General features: G+C 46.7%; 17 protein-coding genes. 3 read left to right on the top strand and 14 right to left on the bottom strand.

The window, feature by feature from the left end; genetic code table 11:
* Position 1 precedes the first annotated feature (1 nt).
* The 5 genes from DWX62_RS10545 to glmS form a co-directional block, all read right to left on the bottom strand.
* The gene (locus tag DWX62_RS10545; RefSeq protein WP_120027157.1) at positions 2-550 is read right to left on the bottom strand and encodes a methylated-DNA--[protein]-cysteine S-methyltransferase; all 549 of its coding nucleotides are present in this window, start codon (positions 548-550) and stop codon (positions 2-4) included.
* Between the two features lie 37 nt (positions 551-587).
* Positions 588-3824, bottom strand: coding sequence for a carbamoyl-phosphate synthase (glutamine-hydrolyzing) large subunit (carB, locus tag DWX62_RS10540; RefSeq protein ID WP_034529837.1), 3237 nt, complete (start codon positions 3822-3824; stop codon positions 588-590).
* Positions 3825-4041: 217 nt separating this feature from the next.
* On the bottom strand, positions 4042-5118 hold the full coding sequence (gene carA, locus DWX62_RS10535; protein ID WP_005827621.1) for a glutamine-hydrolyzing carbamoyl-phosphate synthase small subunit: 1077 nt from the start codon (positions 5116-5118) through the stop codon (positions 4042-4044).
* A gap of 8 nt (positions 5119-5126) precedes the next feature.
* Positions 5127-7010 (bottom strand): amidophosphoribosyltransferase, encoded by a 1884-nt coding sequence (locus DWX62_RS10530; protein WP_005837255.1) that lies wholly within the window; start codon positions 7008-7010, stop codon positions 5127-5129.
* Between the two features lie 146 nt (positions 7011-7156).
* Positions 7157-9001 (bottom strand): glutamine--fructose-6-phosphate transaminase (isomerizing), encoded by a 1845-nt coding sequence (gene glmS, locus DWX62_RS10525; protein WP_120172821.1) that lies wholly within the window; start codon positions 8999-9001, stop codon positions 7157-7159.
* A gap of 368 nt (positions 9002-9369) precedes the next feature.
* On the opposite strand from glmS, the gene gltB reads away from it, so the two are divergent.
* The 3 genes from gltB to asnB all read left to right on the top strand — a co-directional run bounded on the left by gltB (position 9370) and on the right by asnB (position 17177).
* Complete coding sequence (gene gltB / locus DWX62_RS10520; protein ID WP_120172820.1) at positions 9370-13920, top strand: glutamate synthase large subunit; 4551 nt, start codon at positions 9370-9372, stop codon at positions 13918-13920.
* Positions 13921-14049: 129 nt separating this feature from the next.
* On the top strand, positions 14050-15408 hold the full coding sequence (locus DWX62_RS10515; RefSeq protein ID WP_035449289.1) for a glutamate synthase subunit beta: 1359 nt from the start codon (positions 14050-14052) through the stop codon (positions 15406-15408).
* Positions 15409-15449: 41 nt separating this feature from the next.
* Positions 15450-17177 carry an asparagine synthase B gene (gene asnB, locus DWX62_RS10510; RefSeq protein WP_120172819.1) on the top strand — a complete coding sequence of 576 codons (1728 nt, stop codon included), beginning with the start codon at positions 15450-15452 and terminating at the stop codon, positions 17175-17177.
* Positions 17178-17245: 68 nt separating this feature from the next.
* Here the strand turns inward: asnB and DWX62_RS21955 are convergent, their stop codons facing one another.
* The 9 genes from DWX62_RS21955 to DWX62_RS10470 form a co-directional block, all read right to left on the bottom strand.
* Complete coding sequence (locus tag DWX62_RS21955; protein WP_005837261.1) at positions 17246-17338, bottom strand: smalltalk protein; 93 nt, start codon at positions 17336-17338, stop codon at positions 17246-17248.
* Positions 17339-17378: 40 nt separating this feature from the next.
* The gene (locus tag DWX62_RS10505) at positions 17379-17882 is read right to left on the bottom strand and encodes an HU family DNA-binding protein (protein ID WP_005827604.1); all 504 of its coding nucleotides are present in this window, start codon (positions 17880-17882) and stop codon (positions 17379-17381) included.
* 165 nt (positions 17883-18047) lie between these two features.
* Positions 18048-19289 (bottom strand): aminotransferase class I/II-fold pyridoxal phosphate-dependent enzyme, encoded by a 1242-nt coding sequence (locus tag DWX62_RS10500; RefSeq protein ID WP_005827597.1) that lies wholly within the window; start codon positions 19287-19289, stop codon positions 18048-18050.
* Between the two features lie 70 nt (positions 19290-19359).
* A complete protein-coding gene (locus DWX62_RS10495) occupies positions 19360-19950 on the bottom strand; it encodes a sugar transferase (RefSeq protein ID WP_005827596.1) in 591 nt (196 codons plus the stop codon).
* Between the two features lie 14 nt (positions 19951-19964).
* Positions 19965-20771, bottom strand: coding sequence for a glycosyltransferase (locus DWX62_RS10490; RefSeq protein WP_081027380.1), 807 nt, complete (start codon positions 20769-20771; stop codon positions 19965-19967).
* The gene (locus tag DWX62_RS10485; RefSeq protein WP_005827594.1) at positions 20743-22011 is read right to left on the bottom strand and encodes a CDP-glycerol glycerophosphotransferase family protein; all 1269 of its coding nucleotides are present in this window, start codon (positions 22009-22011) and stop codon (positions 20743-20745) included. Before DWX62_RS10485 ends, DWX62_RS10490 begins: the two co-directional genes overlap by 29 nt.
* Before the next feature lie 2 nt (positions 22012-22013).
* Entirely contained in the window at positions 22014-23390 is a 1377-nt protein-coding gene (locus tag DWX62_RS10480) for a bifunctional cytidylyltransferase/SDR family oxidoreductase (RefSeq protein WP_005827593.1), read from the bottom strand.
* Positions 23387-24382: a glycosyltransferase gene (locus DWX62_RS10475; RefSeq protein WP_005827592.1), complete on the bottom strand. Its 996-nt coding sequence runs from the start codon at positions 24380-24382 to the stop codon at positions 23387-23389. The genes DWX62_RS10480 and DWX62_RS10475 overlap by 4 nt, the downstream gene beginning before the upstream one ends.
* Before the next feature lie 4 nt (positions 24383-24386).
* The gene (locus DWX62_RS10470; RefSeq protein WP_005827591.1) at positions 24387-25769 is read right to left on the bottom strand and encodes an O-antigen polysaccharide polymerase Wzy family protein; all 1383 of its coding nucleotides are present in this window, start codon (positions 25767-25769) and stop codon (positions 24387-24389) included.
* Between the last annotated feature and the right edge of the window lie 62 nt (positions 25770-25831).

The following is a 25831-nucleotide window of genomic DNA, read 5'->3' as shown; positions in this document are numbered from 1 at the left end:
CTCAAAACAGCTGTCCTATACGGGAGCCTGACGGTCCGTCGCAAGAGTCCGCTTCCAATGCCAGCATCCCTTGTTTGGCTGCCAGTCCACCGGCATAGCCTATCAGCGTATGATTGCTGCCCACCACACGATGGCAGGGGATGAGTATGGAGAGGGCATTTGCCCCATTGGCAGCCGCCACCGCGCGTACGGCTTTCGGATTGCCCAGCTTTCGTGAAAGCTCGCCGTAGGACACTGTTTTTCCGTAAGGGATGTTCTGCAACTCCTGCCACACCGTCCGCTGGAATTCTGTTCCGACTGCAAGCAGTGGAACATCGAATATGGTCCGCTTACAGGCAAAATACTCATCCAACTGGATGATTGCCCGCGAAATAACTTCCGAAGTGCCTTCCTCATAATCGGCATGCAGTGCCTGCCGTATGCGCTTATCAACGGTTACTCTACGTTTCTCGTTCAGCATCCAGTCGCATAGGCAGAGTTTATCGCCGAAAGAGCCGAGGAGCAACTCGCCATAAGGAGATTGATAGTATTGGGTCAAAATTGTTTCCATCGAACTTAGTTTTCAGCAAAGATAGCAAATTAAATCATCATTTGTACTCCGCCCACGACTTGATAGCCAAATCATCCGGCGTCATCGTGCAGAATGCATTGATGAACGCACTTGCCAGACGGGCATTCGTTATCAACGGAATATTGAGGTCGATGGCGGCACGGCGTATCTTGTAGCCGTTATCCAACTCGCCTGCGGTGAGGTTCTTCGGAATATTGACCACCATGTCTATCTCCTTGCGGTGCAGCATGTCGAGTGCCTGCGGCTGGCGTTCGGGTTCGCTGGGCCAGTAGACGCGCGTATTCTCCACACCGTTCTCCGTAAGGAAATTGCTGGAACCACCCGTGGCAAATATCTTATACCCCTTCTTCTGAAGCATACGCGCGGCAGAAAGCATGTCCACTTTCTGCTTCGGAGTACCGGTAGAAAGCAGGATATTTTTCTCTGGAATACGATATCCCACGGAGAGCATCGCCTTGAGAATGGCGCAGGAAGTATCGCTGCCGATGCAACCCACCTCGCCCGTGCTTGCCATATCCACACCCAGTACCGGGTCGGCCTTCTGCAGACGGTTGAAGGAGAACTGGCTCGCCTTGATGCCTACGTAATCCAAATCGAACAGATTCTTGTCCGGCTTCTGTACCGGAATGCCGAGCATCACCTTCGTGGCAAGTTCAATAAGGTTTATCTTCAGCACCTTGCTGACAAACGGGAACGAACGGCTGGCACGGAGGTTGCACTCAATCACCTTGATGTCGTTCTCGCGTGCCAGATACTGGATATTGAACGGACCGGAGATGTTCAGCTCACGGGCAATCTCGCGGCTGATGCGCTTGATGCGGCGCACCGTCTCCACATACAACTTTTGTGGCGGGAACTGGATAGTGGCGTCACCGGAATGCACTCCGGCAAACTCGATATGCTCACTGATGGCGTACGCGATAATCTCTCCATCTTGCGCCACAGCATCCATCTCCACCTCCTTGGCATGCTCGATGAACTGGCTCACCACTACGGGATGTTTCTTGCTGACATTCGCCGCCAGCTTCAGGAAGCGTTCCAGCTCCTCCCGGTTGGAACAGACGTTCATCGCAGCGCCGGACAATACGTAGGAAGGACGGACCAATACCGGGAAGCCCACCTTATCCACAAAGGCGTTGATGTCCTCCAGGGAGGTCAGCGCCCGCCATTCGGGTTGGTCTACACCAATGCGGTCGAGCATGGCGGAGAACTTGTCACGGTCCTCGGCATTGTCGATGCTCCTGGCGCTTGTGCCGAGAATAGGTACCTTCTGCGCATCGAGGCGCAGGGCAAGGTTATTCGGTATCTGACCACCGGTAGAGACAATCACCCCGTGGGGATTCTCCAGTTCGAGAATATCCATCACGCGCTCGAAGGTGAGCTCGTCGAAGTAAAGACGGTCGCACATGTCATAGTCCGTAGACACGGTTTCGGGGTTGTAGTTTATCATGACACTGCGGTAGCCTTCCTGGCGGATGGTGTTCAGGGCCTGCACGCCGCACCAGTCGAACTCTACGGAAGAACCGATGCGGTAGGCGCCGGAGCCCAATACGACAATGGACTTGCGGTCGCCGAGGTAACGGACATCATTTGCCGTGCCGCTATACGTCAGGTAGAGATAGTTGGTCTGTGCGGGATATTCGGCGGCAAGGGTATCTATCTGCTTCACTACGGGCAGAATGCCTGCACTCTTGCGGAAATTGCGGACGGCAAGGATGGCTTCTTCGCCGTCCATTGCTTGTTCCAAGCCGAGGGCACGGGCTATCTGGAAATCAGAGAAGCCTTGTACTTTGGCTTTACGCAATAAGTCCACGGGAATCATTGGCAACTCTCCATCAGCCATAAAAGAGTGCAGTTCCCTGCTGGTATCCATGATGTTCATCAACTTCTCCAGGAACCAACGGTCTATCTTGGTCAATTCGTGCACCTGGTCCACCGTATACCCGGCACGGAAGGCTTTGGAGATGACAAAGATACGCTTGTCCGTCGGTTCGCGCAGAGCCTTGTCCAAATCGGCAATCACCAGTTCCTTGTTCTCTACGAAGCCGTGCATGCCCTGGCCTATCATGCGAAGCCCCTTCTGGATGGCTTCCTCGAAAGTACGGCCGATAGCCATCACCTCGCCTACCGACTTCATGCTCGAACCCAGCTCTTTGTCCACCCCGTGGAACTTGCCCAAATCCCAACGCGGTATCTTGCAGACCACATAGTCCAGGGCGGGTTCGAAGAAAGCGCTTGTGGTCTTTGTCACAGAGTTGTTCAAGTCGAACAAGCCATAGCCCAAGCCGAGTTTTGCCGCTACAAATGCCAACGGATAACCCGTTGCTTTAGAGGCAAGTGCAGACGAACGGCTCAAGCGTGCATTTACCTCGATTACCCGGTAGTCCTCGCTCATCGGGTCGTAGGCATACTGCACGTTACACTCTCCCACAATGCCGATGTGACGGATAATGCGGATAGCGAGTTCACGCAATTTATGATAGTCCGTATTGCTCAACGTCTGTGACGGGGCAATAACGATGGACTCACCTGTATGGATGCCCAGGGGGTCGAAGTTCTCCATGTTGCAGACCGTGATGCAGTTGTCGAAGCGGTCGCGCACCACCTCGTATTCCACTTCCTTCCATCCCTTCAGCGATTTCTCCACCAGCACCTGCGGGGAGAAGGAGAAGGCTTTCTCCACCAGCACATTCAGCTCTTCTTCATTGTCGCAGAAGCCCGAACCCAGTCCGCCAAGCGCGTATGCGGCACGGACAATGACCGGATATCCCAGTTCCCGGGCTGCGCGACGGGCATCGGCGGCATTCTCCACGGCTTCGCTCTTGATGGTCTTCACATCAATCTCATTCAGTTTCTGCACAAAGATTTCACGGTCCTCCGTGTCAATGATGGCCTGCACGGGAGTGCCGAGAACCGTCACGCCGTACTTCTCGAAAATCTTGTCTTTATAGAGGGAAACACCGCAGTTCAGTGCCGTCTGCCCACCAAAAGCAAGCATGATGCCGTCCGGGCGCTCCTTCTCTATCACCTTCTCCACGAAGTAAGGAGTGACGGGCAGGAAGTAAATCTGGTCGGCAACTCCTTCCGAGGTCTGTACCGTGGCAATGTTCGGATTGATGAGAACCGTGTAGATGCCTTCCTCCTTCAATGCCTTGAGCGCCTGCGAACCGGAGTAGTCAAATTCTCCTGCCTCACCGATTTTCAGTGCGCCGGAACCGAGCAGCAGGACTTTCTTTATATTGTTTTCTTTCATTTGCATATCTGTTTATTAAAAATGTAATAGTAGTAATAAAACCTTATCTTTCTCTTACCTTACACAATCAGTCACTAATTGAATGGCATTCAGTATAGGACTGAAAGGTATTCACTCTGGGACTGAATGACATTCAGTATGGGACTCATTATACCGTCTTTTACATACTGATTATCAAGAGATTATAAACGCAATCATTCTTGATAAAATTCTCTTACTAAAGCAACTTCACAAAGTCATCAAAAAGAAACTCCGTATCCGTCGGCCCGCTGGCAGCTTCGGGATGAAACTGTGCGGAGAACCAGGGATTGCGTTTGTGGCGGATTCCTTCATTAGAACCATCGTTCATATTGATGAAAAGCGGTTCCCAGTCTTCTGTCAGCGTGTTGTTGTCTACGGCATACCCATGATTCTGTGAGGTGATGAAGCAACGTTCCGTACCCACCATACGCACCGGTTGGTTATGGCTGCGGTGGCCGTATTTCAATTTGTATATCTTGGCGCCCCCAGCTTTGGAAAGCAACTGGTTTCCCATACAGATGCCGAAGATGGGCAGTTTCTCGTTCTGCATTGTCTTGCGGATATGCTGCACGGCAGCATCGCAGGTATCGGGGTCGCCAGGGCCGTTGGAGATGAACAACCCGTCGAACTCCATCCCAGTATAATCATAGTCCCAGGGAACGCGAATCACTTCCACGTCACGTTTCAGCAGGCAGCGGATGATGTTATGCTTGACGCCGCAATCCACAAGGAGCACTTTCTTCTTACCGGTTCCTTCGTTGTAACGGATAACCTCCTTGCAGCTAACTTTATCCACATAATTCACATCGGCATAAGAGGCCTCAGGCATTTCATCCGATTCATCATCAAAGGCGATACGTCCCATCATCACCCCATGCTCGCGAAGCACCTTTGTCAGTTCGCGGGTATCGATGCCCGTGATGCCCGGAATCTGTTCGCGTTTCAGCCAGTCACCGAGGCTTTCCACCGCATTCCAATGGCTATAATTTTCGCTATAATCGCTTACAATAATGGCTTCGGCATGGATATGCTCGCTCTCCATAAAAGTGGCAAGCCCATTCGGTTCGAGAGTAAAAGGCGGCACACCGTAATTGCCCACCAACGGATAGGTGAGCGTCATCAGCTGTCCGGCATACGAAGGGTCGGTCAGGCTTTCGGGATAACCCGTCATGGCTGTGTTGAAGACCACCTCTCCCGCTACCGGTTTTTCAAAGCCGAACGACTTGCCGTGGAAGCGGCTCCCGTCGTCGAGGATTAGAGTTACATTTCTCATTGATTCAATTAAAATTGATAAACTTGTTCTATATAATCAATAAATGCCTTGTTCAGCAGCTTCACACCACCCGGCGTAGGATAATCGCCGCTGAAGTACCAGTCACCCGGATGCTTGGGGCAGGCCTCATGCAGCCCCTCGAGAGGCTGGTAGACAATCTGCACTTTGGCTTTCGTCCCTTTCGGAGTAAGAAGCTCCACCATCTTGGCAGAGATTTCCTCATCAGTGAAAGGAGCATAAATCTCCTTCACGTAATTCACCATCTGCTCTTTGGGCAGGCCTACCTGCTCCTTGGACTTGCGGTAGGCGGCGGCAATCACATCGCGCATCTCACGCTCCTTCAGCAGTTCCACAGCAGCCTTGAAGGCGATGAATTCGCTCATCTTAGCCATATCGATGCCATAGTAGTCGGGATAGCGTACCTGCGGTGAAGAGCTTACAATGACTATCTTCTTTGGCTCCAGACGGTCAAGGATGCCGATGATGCTCTGCTTCAGGGTGGTTCCACGCACTATCGAGTCGTCGATGATGACCAGATTATCCACTCCCGGGACAAGGCTTCCATAAGTGATGTCGTACACATGGGCGGCAAGGTCGTTCCGGCTGTTTCCTTCGGCAATAAAGGTACGCAGCTTGATGTCCTTGATTGCCACTTTCTCGCTCCGTATGCGCCGCGACAAGATATGCTCCAGTTCGTCGTGGCTGGGACTATGCCCCAAGGCGGCAATCTGCTGCACCTTCTCCTCGTTGAGGTAGTCGTCCAATCCCTGCAACATACCGTAGAAGGCGACTTCCGCCGTATTGGGGATGAAGGAGAAGACGGTATGGTCCACATCGTTGTCGATGGCTTTCAATATGTTGGGTACAAGTTTCTCACCCAGCAGTTTACGTTCCCGGTAAATGTCCACATCACTGCCCCGGCTGAAGTAGATGCGCTCGAAGGAACAAGGTTTCACCTCGCGCGGCTTGTTGATTTGCACGGTGCGCACCTTGCCGGCCTTGTTGATAAACATGGCTTGTCCGGGTTGCAGCTCCTTGATGGATTCGACAGGAACATTAAGGGCTGTCTGTATCACGGGACGTTCGCTGGCAAGCACCGCTATCTCGTCGTCCTGATACCAGAAGGCTGTACGGATGCCCCATGGGTCGCGTACGGCGAAAGTCTCTCCGCTGCCGGTAAGTCCGCACATCACGTATCCCCCGTCCCACTCCTTGCTCGAAGTGCGCAGCACGTTGGCAAGGTCGATGTGGTTTTCTATATAACGGGTGATGTCCATGCCTGCCAGCCCTTCCGCTTCGGCAAGGTTGAAGAGGCGCTCCACTTCGCGGTCGAGGCGATGTCCCAACTGCTCCAGCATGATGTAGGTATCGGCATATTTGCGCGGATGCTGGCCGATGGCGGTAATGCGTGCGAAGATTTCATCCACATTCGTCATGTTGAAATTGCCGCAGAGGGCAAGATTCTTGGCACGCCAGTTGTTTCTCCGGAGGAACGGGTGCACGTACGAGATGCCGGACTTTCCGGTAGTGGAGTAACGCAGGTGTCCCATATAGACCTCCCCTGCAAAGGGCAGCACACGCTTGGCATAGTCCGCATCGTGCAGCTGTTCCTTGGTCAAGTCCTTGAAGTGGCCCTGCACCGTACCGAAAATTTCGGTAATGGCGCCCGAGCCGAGAGCACGCTCACGGAACATATATTCCTCGCCGGGACTGGCTTCCAGTTTCACGCAGGCCAGTCCGGCACCTTCCTGCCCACGGTTGTGTTGTTTCTCCATCAGGAGATAGAGCTTGTTGAGTCCGTACATCCATGTTCCGTACTTCTCTTCATAGTACTCCAGCGGTTTCAGCAGGCGTATCATGGCAACGCCGCATTCATGCTTCAGTTGTTCCATCTATTTATTTACAATTTACCATTTACAATGTACAATTTTAAGTGTACAATTTTCTTTTCCTTATTATAGCATACAATTACCATTTACATTTACCCCTCCCAAGCGCAGCCCCATTGTACATTGTAAATGGTAAATTGTACATGTCCTCATTCTACAGTCACCGACTTCGCAAGATTCCTCGGCTGGTCCACATCCATTCCCTTGCACACGGCAATGTGATAGGCAAGTAATTGCAGAGGTACCGTAGTTATTAACGGATCAAGGCACTCCATTGTTTCGGGAAGCTCGATGCAAGTGTCGGCTATTTTACTGATGACCGTATCTCCCTTTGTCACAATGGCGATAACCCTGCCTTTACGCGCCTTTATTTCCTGGATATTGCTCAGCACCTTTTCATAAAGCCCATTCCGGGTGGCAATGACCACTACCGGCATTTCGGCATCCACCAGGGCAATGGGGCCGTGCTTCATTTCGGCGGCAGGATAGCCCTCGGCATGGATATACGAAATCTCCTTCAACTTCAAGGCGCCTTCCAAGGCTACGGGATAACTGTATCCGCGTCCCAGATAGATAAAGTTGTGTGCATAGGTGAATATCTTGGAAAGTTCCGCTATACGGTCGTTCAGTTTCAAGACCTCCTTCATCTTGTCGGGGATATGTCCCAATTCCTTGACAATTGCCAGGTATTGCCCTTCGTCCATCGTCTTTTTCTCTTTGGCAAGTGTCAGGGCCAGCATGGTAAGCACCGTTACCTGCCCGGTGAAGGCTTTGGTGGATGCCACCCCTATTTCCGGTCCCACGTGGATATAGGAACCCGTGTGCGTGGCACGGGGAATGCTGGAACCGACGGCATTGCAGATGCCGTATATAAATGCCCCACGGTTTCTGGCAAGCTCCACGGCAGCCAGCGTATCGGCCGTTTCACCGCTTTGCGAGATGGCAATCACCACATCGTTGCTGTCAATCACCGGGTCGCGGTAACGGAACTCACTGGCATACTCCACCTCCACCGGAATACGGCAGAAGCTTTCAATCAAATGCTTGCCGATGAGGGCGGCATGCCATGACGTACCGCATGCCACGATGACGAAGCGTTTGGCCGCCAGCAGACGTTCCTTATAATCAATCACTGCAGAAAGAACCACGTTCGTACCCTCCACATTGATACGCCCGCGCATGCAGTCGTGAATGCAGCCGGGCTGTTCGAAGATTTCCTTCAGCATGAAGTGCGGATAACCGCCCTTCTCCAGCTGGCCGAGATTGAGCGCTACCGTCTTTACCTCGTGCGGACATTCCACATTCTTCAGGTTAACAACCTTCAGCTTCTCTCCCCGACGGATGAGGGCAATCTCTTCGTCTTCCAGATACACCACCTTATCCGTGTATTCCACAATCGGCGTGGCATCCGAAGCCAGGAAAAACTCTCCTTCACCGATGCCCACCACCAGCGGACTGCTCTTGCGTGCAGCGATTATCCCATCCGGATTGTCCTTGTCGAGCACCGCAATGGCATACGCCCCAATCACTTCCTGCAAGGCAAGTTGCACCGCCGTCAGCAGGTCAATATGGTTTGTCACCTGAATGTATTCAATGAGCTGTACCAGCACCTCGGTATCAGTGCTGCTTTTAAATACATAACCTTTGGCTTGAAGTTTTTCTTTAAGGACGGCGTAGTTTTCAATAATGCCGTTATGGATGAGGGCGAGGCGTTCGGAAGAGGAATAATGGGGATGGGCATTGACGGAACAAGGTTCTCCATGAGTGGCCCAACGTGTATGTGCAATACCAATGCTACCGGAAATATCTTTTTGAGCAACGAAAGTTTCAAGTTCCGAAACCCTACCTTTCGCTTTGTACACGTTCAACTGTCGGTTATCACTGATTAATGCTACCCCCGCACTATCATATCCACGGTACTCCAACCGCTTCAGACCCTTGATAAGAATGGGGTAGGCTTTCCTTTGACCTATATAGCCTACTATTCCACACATAATGTATCAGTATTTGATTTTGCGTTGCAAATATACATATTCTTAAGAACATAAAGTTAATCTTTCCACTATTTATTTATCAAAAGAATAGAAAAAAGTTGTTTTTACATCAAAAAGTTAAAGAAAGTATTATTTTAAAAGCAAAAGGCTTAATTTATAAATCCAAATCAAACCGTCTGATTTTGATTTAGGATTAAAAGAAAACAGAGGGTGTTTTCTATCAATTCATAACTTCATCTTCTATCGCAGGAATTTTGCAAGAAAGAAGGCAGGAATACATATTAGCATTTTGCAATTAATACCATATATTTGCCGAACATTTTGAAACCACAAACAATATTATACAGCAATAAAGAAAGCTTATAATCATGAAACAAGAACTTTTTAACAACAAAACAAAAGCAGAGGATTACCAGCGACAGCCCAAACAGTTGGGCTTGTATGAGGCATCCCATGAGCACGATGCCTGCGGAGTAGGCATGCTGGTCAATATCCAGGGAGGAAAATCACATGAACTGGTAGAATCGGCATTGAAGGTACTGGAAAACATGCGCCACCGTGGAGCGGAAGGGGCGGACAACAAAACCGGAGACGGTGCCGGCATCATGCTGCAGATACCGCACGAATTCATTCTGTTGCAGGGCATTCCCGTTCCCGAGAAAGGAAAATACGGCACCGGCCTGCTTTTCCTTCCCAAAGACGGAAAAGACCAGGCTGTCATCTTGAGCGTCATTATCGAAGAGATTGAAAAGGAGAGATTGACCCTGATGCATCTGCGCAACGTGCCCACTTGCCCCGAAATATTGGGAGAAGCGGCTCTTGCCAACGAACCGGACATCAAGCAAATTTTCATCACCGGATTTACGGAAAGCGAAACCGCCGACCGCAAACTCTATATAATAAGGAAAAGGATAGAGAACAGAATACGCAAGTCGGACATCCCCACCCGCGAGGATTTCTACATCGTCTCGCTCTCTACGAAGAACATCGTCTACAAGGGCATGCTCTCTTCCTTGCAGTTGCGCAACTACTTCCCCGACCTCACCAACAGCTACTTCACCAGCGGACTGGCATTGGTGCACTCCCGTTTCAGCACCAACACTTTCCCCACCTGGGGACTGGCACAGCCTTTCCGCCTGCTGGCACACAACGGCGAAATCAATACCATCCGCGGCAACCGCGGCTGGATGGAAGCCCGTGAGAGTGTACTCTCCTCTCCCGCCCTGGGAGACATCCGGGAGATACGCCCCATCGTGCAACCGGGCATGAGCGACAGTGCCTCGCTGGACAATGTGCTCGAGTTTCTCATCATGTCGGGCCTGAGCCTGCCGCACGCCATGGCCATGCTTGTGCCGGAATCTTTCAACGAAAAGAATCCCATCAGCGAAGATTTGAAAGCTTTCTATGAATACCACTCCATCCTGATGGAGCCGTGGGACGGACCGGCGGCACTGCTTTTCAGCGACGGGCGCTATGCAGGCGGCATGCTCGACAGGAACGGACTGCGCCCTGCACGCTACCTGATTACGCAGGGCGGCATGATGGTAGTGGCCAGCGAAGTCGGCGTGATGGATTTCGAGCCGGGAGACATCAAGGAAAAAGGACGCCTGCAACCGGGCAAGATACTGCTTATAGACACCGAGAAAGGCGAAATATATTATGACGGCGAACTGAAGAAACAACTTGCCGAAGCCAAACCATACCGCACTTGGCTGGCCGGCAACCGCATCGAGCTGGACGAACTGAAAAGCGGTCGCAAAGTCTCCCATAGCGTGGAGAACTACGACAGCATGCTGCGCATCTTCGGCTACTCCAAAGAAGACGTGGAACGGCTGATTGTCCCGATGTGTACCACCGGTGCCGAACCCATCAACTCCATGGGCAATGACACCCCGCTGGCAGTACTCTCGGACAAGGCGCAACTACTGTACAACTATTTCCGCCAGCAGTTTGCCCAAGTCACCAACCCTCCTATCGACCCGATACGCGAAGAACTGGTAATGTCGCTGACCGAATACATCGGAGCCGTAGGCATGAACATACTGACACCCAGCGAAAACCATTGCAAGATGGTGAGGTTGAACCATCCCATCCTGAACAACGCCCAGCTGGATATTCTCTGCAACATCCGGTACAAAGGCTTCAAGACCGTGAAACTGCCCCTGCTCTTCGAAGTGGCAAAAGGGTGCCAGGGATTGCAGCAAGCATTGGCAACCCTCTGCAAGCAGGCGGAAGAATCCGTCAACGAAGGAGTGAACTACATCGTGCTTTCCGACCGCGACGTAGACGCCGCCCATGCCGCCATTCCGTCACTGCTTGCCGTGTCGGCGGTACACCACCATCTTATCTCCGTGGGCAAACGGGTGCAGACGGCACTGATTGTAGAAAGCGGCGAAATCCGCGAAGTGATGCACGCCGCACTACTGCTGGGCTTCGGAGCCAGCGCACTGAATCCGTATATGGCTTTTGCCGTCATCGACAAACTGGTGAACGAAAAGGAAATACAGCTCGATTACGCCACTGCCGAAAAGAAATATATCAAGTCCGTCTGCAAAGGCTTGTTCAAGATTATGAGCAAGATGGGCATCAGCACCATCCGTTCTTACCGGGGCGCGAAAATTTTCGAGGCCGTAGGACTGAGCGAGGAGTTGAGCAATGCCTACTTTGGCGGACTGAGTTCACGCATCGGAGGCATACGCTTGGATGAAGTGGCACGCGACGCCATCGCCTTCCACAAGGAAGGGATGGAGGTTCTTAAAAAGAAGGGGGAAGCGGAGCTATTGCCGAACCGCGGACTGTATGCCTTCCGCAAGGATGGTGAGAAGCACGCCTGGAACCCGGAAACCATCAGCACACTGCAACTTGCCACACGCCTGGGAAGCTATAAGAAATTCAAGGAGTTCACTGCCATGGTAGACAGCAAGGAATCTCCCATCTTCCTGCGCGATTTCCTCGACTTCCGCCGCGCTCCTATCAGCATAGACCGGGTGGAACCGGTAGAGAACATCGTACAGCGCTTTGTCACCGGCGCCATGTCCTACGGCTCCATCAGCCGCGAAGCCCACGAAGCCATGGCTATTGCCATGAACAAGCTGCATGGCCGGAGCAATACGGGCGAAGGAGGCGAAGACCGGGCACGCTTCATGCCGCGCGAAGACGGCACCAGTCTGCGCAGCGCCATCAAGCAGGTGGCCTCAGGACGTTTCGGTGTCACCGCAGAATATCTGGTGAATGCGGACGAAATACAGATAAAGATTGCCCAAGGCGCCAAGCCGGGCGAAGGTGGGCAGCTGCCGGGCTTCAAAGTGGATGAAGTGATTGCCAAGACACGCCACTCCATTCCGGGCATCTCGCTGATTTCCCCCCCGCCCCACCACGACATTTACTCCATCGAAGACCTGGCACAGCTCATCTTCGACCTGAAGAACGTGAACCCACGGGCAAAAATCAGCGTGAAGCTGGTGGCAGAAAGCGGTGTGGGCACCATTGCCGCCGGTGTGGCAAAGGCAAAGGCCGATTTGATAGTCATCTCGGGTGCAGAGGGCGGTACGGGAGCCTCTCCTGCATCATCCATCCGCTATGCCGGCATCTCGCCCGAACTCGGCTTGAGCGAAACGCAGCAGACACTGGTGCTGAACGGCCTGCGCGGACAAGTGATGCTGCAAGTGGACGGACAGCTCAAAACAGGCCGTGACATCATACTGATGGCAATGCTCGGAGCCGAAGAATTCGGTTTCGCCACCAGCGCCCTGATTGTACTGGGTTGCGTAATGATGCGCAAATGTCACCAGAACACCTGCCCCGTAGGGGTGGCGACACAGAACGAAAAACTGCGCAAACGCTTCCGCGGACGCAGCGAGTATCTGGTGAACTTCTTCACGTTCCTGGCGCAGGAAGTACGCGAATACCTGGCGGAAATCGGTGTGGAACGCCTGGATGACATCATTGGACGCACAGACCTTATCGTCCGCAAGCCGGATGACGGAATCAGGAAACATCAGTTGATAAGCTTCGACAAACTACTGGCACGCGTAGACAACGAAGCCGCCATCCGCCACGTCACCGACCAACAGCATGGCATCGACCATGTGAAAGATGTAGAGATGCTACATGCCGCCGCCGAAGCCGTAGAGAACCAGAAGGAAATCTCGCTGGAGTACACCATCGCCAATACCGACCGTGCCTGCGGTGCCATGCTCTCTGGTGTCATTGCCGCAAAATACGGAGAAAAAGGGCTGCCCGAACATACGCTGAACGTGAAGTTCAAAGGCTCCGCCGGGCAGAGTTTCGGGGCATTCCTTGTCCCGGGTGTCAACTTCAAGCTGGAAGGCGAGGCCAACGATTATCTGGGCAAAGGTCTGAGTGGCGGACGCATCGCCGTCCTGCCTCCGGTACGGAGCAACTTCGAGGCGGAGAAAAACACGATTGCAGGCAACACCCTGCTTTATGGCGCCACAAGCGGTGAAGTTTACATCAACGGCCGTGCAGGCGAGCGCTTTGCCGTCCGCAACTCCGGTGCCACAGCCGTAGTGGAGGGTGTAGGCGACCACTGCTGCGAGTATATGACCGGCGGGCGCGTGGTAGTACTCGGACAGACGGGACGCAACTTTGCCGCAGGCATGTCCGGCGGTGTGGCCTACGTATGGAACCGGGACGGCAACTTCGACTATTTCTGCAACATGGAAATGGTAGAACTGAGCCTCATCGAAGAGGCCTCCTACCGCAAGGAACTGCACGAGCTCATCCGCCAGCACTACCTGTACACCGGTTCCAAACTGGCACGCACCATGCTCGATGACTGGCCACGCTATGCCGACCAGTTCATCCAGGTAGTCCCTATCGAATACAAAAAAGTGCTGCAAGAGGAGCAGATGCAGAAATTGCAACAGAAGATTGCAGAGATGCAGAGAGACTATTAAAAGTACAATTGACTATTTATAATGTACAATTACCATGCGGATAACAGTTATATAGTAGCATCTGGAAATATACATTGTAAACGGACAAAGAGATTGTAAATTGTAAATTGCTAAATTGTAAATTTCAATATGGGAGATCCAAAAGCATTCCTCAATATCCCCCGCCAAGAGGCGGGTTACCGTCCGATACACGAACGTATCACAGACTTCAGCCAAGTGGAACAGACACTGAACAGCCACGACCGCAAACTCCAGGCCTCGCGCTGTATGGACTGCGGCGTACCCTTCTGCCACTGGGCATGTCCGCTGGGCAATAAAGACCCGGAATTCCAAGACGCGCTCTACCGGGGCAAATGGCGCGAAGCCTATCAAATACTGAACAGTACGAATGATTTTCCGGAATTTACGGGACGCATCTGCCCTGCCCTTTGCGAGAAGTCGTGCGTACTGAAACTCTCGTGCAACGAACCGGTCACTATCCGCGAGAACGAAGCCGCCATCGCCGAGGCTGCTTTTCGCGAGGGCTACATCACCCCCCTCCAGCCCGAACGCAACGGAAAGAAAGTAGCCGTCATCGGCGCCGGCCCTGCCGGATTGAGCGTTGCCGTACGGCTGAACGCCAAAGGTTACGAAGTTACCCTATTCGATAGCAAACCGATGCCGGGAGGACTGCTGCGCTATGGCATCCCCAACTTCAAGCTGGACAAAGCCGTCATCGACCGCCGCATGAAAATCCTCGAGGCCGAAGGAATCTTGTTCAAGATGGGAGTCCATGTCGATGTACAGAAACTGCCTGCCGGATTTGATGCCTACGCCATTTGTACCGGTACGCCCACCGCCCGCGACCTCTCCATTCCGGGCAGGGAGCTGAAAGGCATCTACTTTGCCCTCGACATGCTGGCACAGCAGAACCATATTCTGGATGGAGATACCTTCCCGAAAGACCAACTCGTTAACGCCCGCGGCAAACGGGTACTCGTCATCGGCGGCGGCGATACCGGGTCTGACTGTATAGGCACCAGCATTCGCCAGGGAGCCGTCAGCGTAACCCAGATTGAAATCATGCCCCAACCGCCCATAGGACACAACCCTGATACTCCCTGGCCTCAATGGCCCGTCGTACTGAAAACCACCAGCAGCCACGAAGAAGGCTGTACCCGTCGATGGTCCCTCGCCTCTACCCGGTTCATCGGAAAGAACGGCAAGGTATGCGGTGTGGAAGTGGAAGAAGTGGAGTGGCTTCCGGCAACAGACGGTAACCGCCCTACCATGAAATCTACGGGTAAGAAAGAGGTCATCGAAGCCGATATGGTGCTTCTTGCCATGGGTTTCCTCAAGCCCGAGCAACCGAAGTTTGCAGAGAACGTATTCGTGGCAGGCGATGCCGCCCACGGCGCCAGCCTCGTAGTACGTGCCTTGGCCGACGGACGACGAGTGGCAACAGAAATAGATCGTTACCTCGAACCTCTAAAAGAAAACAAGAAATGATTTCCCTTTCTTTAATTTTTAACCTTTAATTTTTAATTCTCATGTGTGGAATAGCAGGAATCTTCAACATACAGTATCAAACTCCTGAGTTGAGAAACAAAGCACTACGGATGGCGCAGAAAATCCGTCATCGTGGACCGGACTGGAGTGGTATCTACGTAGGCGGCTCCGCCATCCTCGCCCACGAACGCCTCTCCATTGTCGACCCGGAATCCGGCGGACAACCCTTATATTCACCCGACCGCAAACAGGTGCTTGCCGTCAATGGCGAGATTTACAACCATCGCGACATCCGTGCCCGCTATGCCGGAAAATACGCCTTCCAGACAGGTTCCGACTGCGAAGTCATCCTTGCCCTTTACAAAGACAAAGGCATCCGCTTCCTCGAAGAGCTGAATGGCATCTTCGCCTTCGCCCTCTATGATGAAGAAACGGACGATTACCTCATCGCCCGCGACCCCATCGGCGTAATCCCCCTTTATATAGGACGCGACAAAGACGGACACATCTACTTCGGCAGTGAGCTGAAAGCTCTTGAGGGTTTCTGCGATGAGTACGAGCCTTTCCTTCCCGGCCACTACTACCGTGGGCGCGAGGGCAAGATGCACCGCTGGTACACCCGCGACTGGATGGACTATGCCGCTGTGAAAGACAACTACACCCCTGCCGCCGAACGCAATGCCGCGCCGGCTTCGATAGGCCGGACAGCCTACAGCACACAAGTCACGGCTGTGCACGATGCCCTTGAAGCCGCCGTACAGCGCCAGTTGATGTCCGACGTCCCCTACGGTGTCCTGCTCAGTGGCGGACTCGATTCTTCCGTCATCTCTGCCATCGCCAAGAAATATGCCGCCAAACGCATCGAGACAGACAACAAGGCAGATGCCTGGTGGCCGCAGCTCCATTCCTTCGCCGTCGGCTTGAAGGGTGCTCCCGACTTGATTAAAGCCCGCGAAGTGGCCCGTCATATCGGTACCGTGCATCACGAGATAAACTATACCGTTCAGGAAGGCCTCGATGCTGTCCGCGACGTCATCTATTTCATTGAGACTTACGACATAACCACTGTCCGCGCCTCCACCCCCATGTATCTGCTGGCACGTGTCATCAAAAGCATGGGCATCAAGATGGTACTCAGCGGCGAAGGTGCGGACGAGGTGTTCGGCGGTTACCTTTACTTCCACAAGGCGCCCACACCGCAAGCCTTTCACGAAGAAACCGTGCGCAAGCTCTCCAAACTGCATCTGTACGACTGCCTCCGTGCCAACAAAAGCCTTGCAGCCTGGGGAGTGGAAGGACGTGTCCCCTTCCTCGACAAAGAATTCCTGGATGTTGCCATGCGCATCAATCCGGCAGTCAAGATGTGCCCCGGCAAGGAGATAGAAAAGAAAGTAGTCCGCGAAGCCTTTGCCGACATGCTCCCACAGAGCGTTGCCTGGCGGCAGAAAGAACAGTTCTCCGACGGTGTGGGCTACAGTTGGATTGATACGCTGAAAGCCGTCACTGCCGCTGCCGTCAGCGACGAACAGATGGCACATGCCGCCGAACGCTTCCCAGTACATACCCCGCAAAACAAGGAAGAGTACTATTATCGCACCATCTTCGAAGAGCATTTCCCCAGTGAAAGCGCGGCCCGAAGCGTTCCCAGCGTGCCCAGTGTGGCATGCTCCACCGCCGAAGCGCTGGCATGGGACGTCTCTTTCCAAGGAAAGAACGACCCCAGCGGACGGGCTGTAGCGGGGGTACACGAAGAAGCATACAAGGATTAAAAAAAGAGCTGCCGACAGATTTCCTGCCAGCAGCTCTTCTCATTTTTTATTTATCAAATCCTATCGGACTAAAACATCATTGTCTGTCCACCAATCACACCTGCCACAGCACTCGCTACGGCAATAATAAGTTTCAAAATCACATTCCACGTTTTCTTCATAAAGATTATCCATTATCTGATTAATAATTCATAGCTACTGTTATCCCAGTGGATTCTCACCTTGGTCTCCATCCGAATCCGAGCCTCCTCCTTCCGAACCGGAGCCGCCATCTGTAGAAGTCTTCCCCTTAAGATAATCATCCAAACTCACCAAATCCAGCCTCTCTCCAGCGCGGGTAGCAGCCTTCGATATCTTCAGTTCCCTATTCGCCTGAAAACAGATACGGACGCTCTCCACACTCTTGGCTGTCACGTCATCAGCCTTTTCCTCACCTTTCGATTTGGCTGCCAGTATAAAAACACCCAGCCCGGCTATATTAACCGTCTTTCCTTCCAGCAACTGCTCTTTCAGCTTTTCCACAAAGTTCTGCATCGTACTCTTGATGTCACCGATAGACAGAGAAGAGCGGTCCTGCATCTTCTGTGCAATAAACGCCAAATCCACGCTTTGCCCCAATGTTACCAACTGCGGATAATACTTCTTGGGAGAGTTTTCAACCCTGGGGTCCGACGGTCTCTCCACCGTCCTGAAAATTACACTCATACTTTTTTTTCTTTAGAGATTTAAATTCGTTTTCCTATTCACACGTTTCGTTGATCAACGATGCAAAGGTGAGGATTAAAAACTATGTAGCCAAAGAAAAAAGGTGCTTGGGAGTAGTTTTTCTGAGAAAAGTGATAAAGTGCTATAAATCAACAAAAAATATTTCTACAATATACAATTCTTCATTTCATCTACTATGTATCTCACATCCTCATCCATCACATAAGGACCGCTCGGCAAGCAAAGACCACGCTTGAACAAGCCCTCACTGACACCATTCACATAGGCAGGATTAGCCGCATAAACCGGCTGGAGATGCATGGGCTTCCATAAGGGACGGCTCTCGATACCGGCTTTATCCAAACAAACACGCATGGCCTCCACATTACGGTTAGGCTCACAAGAAGTATGGGCATTCACTGACTCATGAGTAACACCCGCAGCACCACCAACGGCACCTTTCACTGTCTCACGGTAGGCATCCTCCTCACCTCTCACATGCAGATTCCCGTCAAGCAGTACCGTGTTCAGCCAATAGTTGCTGTCATAACGTCCGGAAGGATTCTCATGAAGCGTGATTCCCTCCACATCGGCCAACAGCTCACGATACAGACCGCACAGATGCTTATGGTGTGCTATGTGCTCATCCACCACCGTCATCTGGCCGCGACCGATACCCGCACAAATGTTACTCATGCGATAGTTATAGCCTATCTTCTCATGCTGATAATAAGGATAAGCCTCACGTGCCTGTGTGGCATAGAACATAACCTCCTTCTTTGCCTCCGCATCCGGACAAATCAAGGCACCGCCACCGCTGGTGGTTATCATCTTGTTGCCATTGAAAGACAGCACACCATATTTGCCAAACGTACCACAAACCCGTCCTTTGTACCTACTGCCGAAACCTTCCGCAGCATCCTCAATCACCGGAATGCCATACTTCTCCGCCACAGCCATTATTTCATCCAACTTGGCTGGCATACCATATAGATAAACCGGGACAATAGCCTTTGGTTTCTTACCAGTTTTAGCGATGCGGTCTTTGATTGCCGCTTCCAGCAGCTGCGGATCCATATTCCAGGTATCCCCTTCTGAGTCCACAAACACAGGAGTAGCACCCAGATAAGTCATAGGATGGCTCGATGCGCAAAACGTAAAACTCTGCACCATCACTTCATCACCCTGTCCCACTCCACAAGCCACCAAAGCCAAGTGTACAGCAGCCGTACCGGCAGACAAAGCCACCACATGCTTATTCTCACCTACAAAAGCCTCCAAATCCTGTTCAAAGCCGCTTACGTTCGGACCGAGTGGAACCACCCAGTTCGTATCGAAAGCTTCTTGTATGAAGCCCATCTCCTTGCCGCTCATGTGAGCGAGGCAAAGATAAATTCTCTTATCCATAAAATATATGTGATTATTCTAATGATTCGATTTCCTCACGTAGTGGGGAATAAAAAGGAAAGAAAGGATTTTATAAATCTTTCCCAAGCACTGTGTAAATGATGATTTTGATGTCATTCCAAAAAGACCAACTATCCAAATATTCAATATTTATCCGCACTTTGTCCGGAAACAAAAACTCATCATTATATTTTTGAGGTTCCTTCTGTTCTGCCAATAATTCTTCCTCGTTCCGATACTTTAAACTTGCGGGGCCGGTAATGCCGGGTTTTAAGAGAAGTATTCTCCGATGCTCCCCCTCAAGCCTATCAGCATAACCGGGAACATCGGGACGAGGGCCAACGAAACTCATGTCACCAATCAACACATTCCATAACTCCGGCAATTCATCCAATTTATATTTCCGGAGTACTGCTCCTAACGGAGTGATACGACTCTCTCCTTTTACAGAAATGGAACTTCCAGAATGGGCGACAGTCATTGAACGGAACTTATACATCGTAAACAACCGCCCATATTGTCCAACTCTTTTCTGTTTAAATATGACAGGACCTCCGGGCATCTTGATACGAATCAAAATGCTGATTATAATTAAAACCGGGAATAAAAAGATTAAACCGAAGAGTGATGCACCACGGTCAAAGAGAGATTTGATAAACATTCAATCTTGTAAAATTATCTTAAAAACTTATAAGCAAATTGAGTTACATGAGGGATAGGAATAATAAATATAACAAAACGAGCACAAGCAAATATATAATTCACATATGATAAGTTCAGTTTTCTAATAACAAGACATCTATTTTTCAAATCAGATAGACTTTTTGATAAACCATTTCTTCTTAAATAAAAATCCTTATTTACACGTACCCGTACCAACACTTCATCTATATTGGCAAACTTACATCCTGATAAAAAACCATTTAGCCAAAATATTGTATCTTCATCTTTATCCGTATCAACGGGATATAAACCTGCTTTATGAAAATAAGATTTTCTAAAAATAACACTCATATGTGCCAATGGGTTTCTTTTCCCAAAGAAACATTTCATTTCATCATGTGATAGAGGATATCTTATAACCCCTATAGATTTTTTGTTTTCATCCATTTCTTCAATATGTCCTCCACATATATCTATATTTTTATGATTGTTCATATAGATTATTTGTTTTTCAAATCTATTTGAAAGACAAATATCATCAGCATCCATACGGAGAACGTAATCATACCCTTTAGATAGTACAATAGTTAACAACTCATTCAATGAATATGCCAACCCATAATTTTCATCTCTACCATAAACATGAAACCGACTATCATTTAACTCCATGAAGAAGTGTTCTATACCACTTTCAACAACTCCATCATATTGAACATAAACATGAAAATCCTTAAATGTTTGTTTTAGCAAACTGTCAACACATTGTGCTACATATATCAATTTATCATTTTTATAAATCGACATTATTACTGCTACCATTATTTATAATATAACGAGTTAATACCTTACATGAATTTTGCATCGGAATATCTCCCCAAAATATTTTTTTTATTCTGTTTTGTTCAGTAGTCAAACTATTACCATAATTCCAATCAGATAATATTTCCATTAATGAATCAAAACTATAGGCTCGAACACCTGGAGTATAATCATCAAAATCAAAAGCCAAATCCCTACATTGACAAATATATTTTTCATAATCAAAAGGGAATAAAACAATACCTTTATCCAATAACAAATAATCGTAAAAAATAGAAGAATAGTCTGTTATTAGTAAATCCGTAAATGGTAATATTGGATAAACATCTACATCCTTATCTAAGAAACGAATGTTAGAAAATATACTTGAAACATTAGATACTACAGTGGCAGGATGTAACTTAAATAAAAAAAGTTCATCACGTTTCTCCAAAAAATCATTCAATAAATCCAAATTAATACCTGAGGCTAACATAAAATCAGATTGGTCATCTCTGAAAGTTGGCATATAAATAATAGTATGGGAAAATTCTTGTATATCCTTTATCAGCCTATTAACTCCTTGCGGTTCATATTCTTCTACATATTTCTTTATTAAATTTGCATTTAAAAAGAATAACTCACATCTAGGATATCCCAAATTAAGACATTTACGTATATCTATTTGAAAGCATTTAGAAAAATGCATTGACATAAACACTGAAGTAGAAAGGAATAAATCAGGCTTACGAAATAAATAAGGAAATAAAATACGATTAAATATATTTTTTACATATATCTTAGAATCAATGCCAACAGTTGTTGCAAACTCAATTTTTTTTATTCCAACACCGTGCCATAGATTTACAGCAAAGCATCCTCCCGAAGTCCAATAATTAATATCTGATAAATGAGAAGAAAAAATATAATAGTAGGATGTCAAACAATGATATAGCCCATATAAACTCCATCTATAATATGCATTAATACCTTTTTCTCTTAATAACAATATTTCCGATTTATTAGAAGATATCCAAATAGGAATTACTGTTTTCTCATATTTATATAAATATCTATATAAATATTTCACATTGTCCGTAAAACCCACTTTATATCCCAAAACCCATTTTCTCTTACTTCTTGGAATTAAGTATGAAAGTAACAATAATGGATATCCTAGAAATAAGGAAATTAAACGATATATTATATCAGTATAATTTCTATTACTAAATACCCATTTTATAAAATGAAGATTATTCATAGTCAGTCTGTTTTACGTCTGACATCTATAACTTGTCCCGTCAATCCAGAAAGTAATGTCATTATTGAAGTTTCTGCAACAAATTGGGGACTTAATAAACTATTTTCCGGTTCTATACCAAAGTTTTGGATACGCATAGGTGTTTTAGTTCTTTCCGGATTAATACAATTAATCTTTATATTATAACTTTTCCATTCTTCAGATAAAGCCTGAACTAAATTCACAATTGCAGCTTTTGAAGATGAATATAGGCTATACATCGCTCTGCCTCGTGTATATGAACTGGAAGTAAATAGTAATAAACCTCCATGAGACTTCGCTAAATATGAGAATGATTCCTTCGCTACATTTATCGCTCCCAAATAATTTACACGTATTAAATTTAAAATATCATCATATTTCATTGTCATCAAAGGAATTTTCAATAATATACCTGCTGTATTTATAACGAAATCAATCTTTTTCTCAATCAGATATACTTTTTCCAAAGCTTCTTTTACTAATGATGCATCAGCAACATCTGTTCCAGTCTCACTTCGACTAAACGAATAAACCTTAGCTTTCAATCCGGTACACAGTTCTGCAATACTATGTCCTATACCATAACTTCCCCCAAAAATGACTATAACTTTATGCTCTAATGCGGTTTCTTGTCCATATAAAGAAACATCACTTACAGATTTTAATTGAAAAAGCTTATCCAACAAAAACAAATCTTCTTTATGCGTTAACTTCATATTAAATTTCTCTCCCGGTACAACTCCTATTGGTATATCAGGCATATATTTTAAAACAACCCCACAATCATCGGTTGTTTTAAAATTAGGATCTACCAATGCACGTTTATATGCTTCCCTAATAACGGATAATTTAAATGCTTGTGGGGTCTGTCCATTGTATAAAAATTGTCGGTTAGGAATATCCTCTATTTCATGCGTATTCAGATTCATTTTGATAATGGTATCTGTTGCAGGAATTGCAACATCAACAGCTCCATACTTACCCAACATAGTAATACAATCTGATATTATTCTTTTAGTAACTAAGGGACGTACACTATCATGAAATATTAAATTAATATCATTCTCTGTAGAAGCATAGGCATTTATAGCTGACAAACTTGAATAATAACGTTCACTTCCTCCTTGTAGAATTCGTCCTACTTTCTTAAAATTATTAATGCAACACAATTCCTCCACTTTTTCAAGATAATTAGGGTGTACCACAATTGCAATTTCATCAATAAGCGGATGGTTATCAAATACAGAAATGGTATGTTCTAAAACTGTTTTTCCCGAAACTTTAAAAAATTGTTTAGGCATTGTCCCTCCCATACGAGTTCCGACACCACCTGCTAAAATTACAGCAACATTTCTCATGCTAATTTCTTTATTCTAACTAATAATCCAATTAAAAAATAGTAAACATAAAACATTCTTACCTGTAACCAAGACAAAATCCTCCTCTTAAACCCTATTACATGGCAAGTACTACAATATAATAAAACTGATTTGTACCTGGAGTCTTGAGTTATAATTCGAGTTATTGAAATAGCTTTCTTATTGAATATGGCTATTCGAGGATATTTATAACTCACTGCATTAGAAACCCAATCATAAATAATCCAATAAAAAACATCTTTAATAACTGGATATTTATATTTTTCATATATCACAAATAATTCATTAACAGTAAACAAAATATCCAAATCCTTTTCTTTTATAGTATTAATAATACTATCGTTACGTCCTATATAATAATTATATAACAATTCATTTAACACATAAACTCGTGCCCCTTGTATCATACATTGGAAATTGAACAACAAATCTTCATAAACAATTCCCGATTTAAAGTTCAACCCTCTTTGTCGTAAAAATGATAATTTATATAATCTGTTACAGGCTGATGCGCTAAAGCGATTATTCAGCTTAGCCTGGACCAAATATTCCTTACCATCTAACAGATTATTTCCCCAATACGCAGGATCTCTAACTTTTTCTATGCAATCCTTTATCAAATATCGACCAAAAACCACTATATCAACCTCAAATCTCTCTATTACTTGCGATAACTCATAACATGTATTAGGCTCTATAGAATCATCACTATCTAAAAATAAAACATATTCTCCTGATGCTATATTTAATCCTGTATTACGAGCTTCACTTAAACCTTTATTTTTCTGATATATATATTTAATTCTTTCATCAAATAAATAACTTTTTATGATATTATCACTATTATCCGTCGAACCATCGTTTACCAATATAATTTCAATGTCCTGAAAAGACTGTTTCATGACACTATCTAAACATCTGTTCAAATATTTTTCAACATTATATATAGGAATGATAATTGAAATAAGCATAAAACTAAATGAATTTTATTTTAAGTTTCGGAACATATAGAATTAAACTATAAAAAAATAAGAATATCAAAATATTTATCAATGAAGGGAAAAATGAAGCACGAGGCATATACACTATATTAGGAACTAATATAAAAGCCAAAAACATGATAACACGAGTATTACGAACACTTTTCTCAAAATAACGAATAATATATCCAGCTAAAAAACTCATTAGTAGAAATCCGATTAATCCCAAATCCCAAAACTCTCCGAGAAAACTAGAACCAACTCCCTCTCCCCCCAAGTATGCATCCGGTGCTAAAAAATAAGTCAATCGATGTCCTAAACTATTAGTTTGCTCCACAAATTCCATAGATTGACCTTCAAAAGTTGATGTTAAGGATAAAGGATACAAAATATATGGTAATCCAGTATTTACAAATGTTGATTTATAAAATATCATATATGCAAATACTAATAACGAAACCCCTTGTTGAGAAAAAAACATCATAAATAAATCAGAATCATAACCAGTATCAACGTCCCCCCTCCGGAACTCCAATAATACTTGTGACAGAATAATACACACGATTGAAATCAATAATAATTTGCCTATTTTTTGTTTTTGTTGTTCAGAATAAAATGAATAATAATACCATAATAAAAATATAATAGGTAAAAATAGTTTAGAACGTCCACCCTTTAAAACATCTGCAATTCTTAAAGCAAAGAAAATTGACGATATGATAAAGAACTTCTTTTTAGAAGGTTTCGATGCTAAAAATAAGCAATATGAAAATTCAAAAATAGATATTGCTCCCGTCGTCCATATTGGATATTTCAAATTTGCAATAGTTCCATCATATACAGCTAAATATCCATGCTCCAACACAGCTTTAAACTGAATCAAATATTTAATAAAAGTACCTGGAACGGAGAATAGAAATAAGAAAGTAGATATTTTATCTAGATACCTCGAATATTCAAAATTTATCTTTCTATAAGACAAATATTTTCTACCCATCAAGCATCCAAGATGCATAAATAGCAATGAAAATGTTAACAATATTAATATTTGAAACTGTACGTTTATAGGGAAAATGAAATCATTATATTTATCTGCCCATGTCCAATTAAACAAACCATAAATATCCAAGAATATACGCGAATAAATAAACACACATAGCATATATAGAAAAAGAACATACAAATTGAATGTTCCACTTTCATGTATCGCAGAAAAAAGTGACCACAAAAAAATGAGTAACAATTCATATTGTAGTATATTAATTGTTACATCATTATATCCAAATCCAATACAAAATAAAAATTGGAGAAAATAGCAAATAATAATAAAAATCTGTATTACTTGAAAAATGGAATATTTCCACGTAAAACTTATCATCTAAATGTAAGCACTCAATTTAGGGCATCCCCCTTCGAAAGGGCACTTTTCAGTGCCCTAAA

This window comes from Bacteroides sp. AF20-13LB (assembly GCF_003603065.1).
In the GTDB taxonomy this organism is placed as follows: Bacteria; Bacteroidota; Bacteroidia; order Bacteroidales; family Bacteroidaceae; genus Bacteroides; species Bacteroides uniformis.
Note: the sequence above shows the minus strand (reverse complement) of the source record. Positions and strands in the feature narration are given on the sequence as shown.